The organism is Frankia sp. BMG5.23 (genome assembly GCF_000685765.2).
Classification (GTDB): domain Bacteria; phylum Actinomycetota; class Actinomycetes; order Frankiales; family Frankiaceae; genus Frankia; species Frankia casuarinae.
Genome location: NZ_JDWE01000149.1, coordinates 1 through 2006, shown reverse-complemented (window position 1 = coordinate 2006; position 2006 = coordinate 1). Strand labels below are relative to the sequence as shown.

2 protein-coding genes are annotated in these 2006 nt (G+C 72.3%); both read right to left on the bottom strand.

Annotation, left to right across the window (positions count from 1 at the left end):
- A partial coding sequence (locus BMG523DRAFT_RS22240; protein ID WP_152987903.1) for a condensation domain-containing protein occupies window positions 1-1562 on the bottom strand: 1562 nt, incomplete at its 3' end.
- A partial coding sequence (locus tag BMG523DRAFT_RS22235; protein ID WP_043592332.1) for a hypothetical protein occupies window positions 1559-2006 on the bottom strand: 448 nt, incomplete at its 5' end. The genes BMG523DRAFT_RS22235 and BMG523DRAFT_RS22240, both read right to left, overlap by 4 nt.

Sequence of the window (2006 nt, the reverse complement as noted above, 5' to 3'; positions counted from 1 at the left end):
GCCACCGCCACCGCCACCACCCGCTCCGCACCCACCCCCAACCCCACCAAACGCCACGCCAACCGATTCGCCGCCACCTCCAACTCCCCATACGACACCACCCGCCCCTCACACACCAACGCCACCGCACCCGGACTCCGCCGCACCTGCGCCTCAAACAACTCCGACAACGTCACCTCCGGCACCACCACCCCCGTCTCATTCCACCCATCCACCACCCGGGCCTGATCCGCGTCCCCCAGCACCCCGATCCGGCCGACAGGTGCGATCGGATCGGCCGCGATCCCGTCGAGCACCCGCAGGAAACGGTCGGCGAGTTCGGCGGCCGTCTGCTGGTCGAACACCTCCGGCCGGCAGTCAAGACGCAGCCGTAGCTGCTCCCCTGGGATCACGGCCAGGCTCACCGGGTAGTGCACCGCCTCCTCGCTCCCGGCCGGTGTGATCCGCAGCCCGTCGCCCTTGGTGACCGAGGCGCCGCCAGGGTCACGGGGGTAGTTCTCATAGGCCAGCAGCGTGTCGAAGGTGGCACCGGGGCCGGCCAGTCGCTGGATCTCGGCAAGCCCCAGATGGTGGTAGGCCATCAGCTCCGACTGGCGGCCCTGAAGCTCGGCCAGCATCTCCACCACGGGCTGGGCGGGGTCGAGCGGCACCCGGACCGGCACGGTGTTGACGAACAGCCCCAGCATCTCCTCCACACCGGGCAGCTCGGGCGGACGACCCGCCACCACCGCGCCGAACACCACGTCACGGCGGCCGGCCAGGCGGCTGACCAGCAGCGCCCACGCCCCCTGTACCAGCGTGTTCAGCGTCAGGCCGCGGCTACGGGCCAGGGCACGCAGCGCGGCGGTCAGCTCGTCAGGCACGGTCACCCGGACCCGCGCGAGCCCCGTCGCCGTTGCCGTCACCGTGCCCCGGTCCGGCGTGGCGACGAGGGTCGGCTCGTCGGCTCCGCGCAGTTCCCGCTGCCAGGCCGCCCGGGCGGCCTGGCGGTCCTGGCGGCCGAGCCACTCCAGGTAGTCTCGGTACGGCGAGACCGGCTTCAGCCCGCTCGCGTCACCGCCGGCCGCGTAGATCGCCGACAACTCGCGCCGCATCACCGGCAGCGACCAGCCATCCATCAGCAGGTGATGGTTGGTGATGACCAGCTGGTGCCGATGCCGGCCGAGCCTGACGAGCGTGCAGCGCAGCAGCGGCGGCACCGCCGGGTCGAACCCACAGGCTCGGTCCTCGGCAGTCAGCCGGGACACCTCCGCCAGCGCCGACTCCTCGGCCAGCGCGGACAGGTCCACCTGTGTCCAGGGTAGTTTCACCCGCCGCGGGATCACCTGGACCGGCTGCTCCATCCCGGCGGCCTGCCGGAACCCGGCCCGCAGGTTGGCGTGGCGGTCCAGCAGGGCCTCAACCGAGGCGCGCAGCACGTCCGCGTCCAGCGGGCCCCGCAGGTCGAGGATTCGCTGGACGACGTAGGAGCCGGCGGCGTCCTCGTCGTACAGCGCGTGGAACAGCAGCCCTTCCTGAAGCGGCGAGAGCGGCCACACCTCGGCCAGCGCGGAGCGCGTCATGTCGACATCCCCTTCTCGATCTCGGCTGCCATCGCCTCGAACTCCTCCACCTGCTCCTGAGCCAGCTCGAGCAGCGGGAAGTCGGAGGGGGTGTGCCCGCCCGCCTCGGGGCGCGCGGCGTGCTCGGCCAGCCCGGTCAGCATCGCCACCCATCCCTCGGCAAGGTTCCGCACCTCGGCCTCGGTCAGCAGATCGCCCGGCCAGGCCAGCGACAGGCTCAGCTCCGGGCCCGCCGGCCCGTCCCGGACGATTCCGCTGGCCTCCAGGGCGTGGGCCGCCGGCATCCGCTCGATCGCGTCGCCGCCCAGACTGGCCTGCCGCCAGTCCGCCGGGGCTTCAGCGTCACTCGCGGTGAAGCGGCCCATGTAGTTGAAGCCGATCTGTGGGGTGGGTAGCGCCGCGAGGACCGGGCGCGTGTCAGGGTTGAGGTAACGCAGCAGCCCG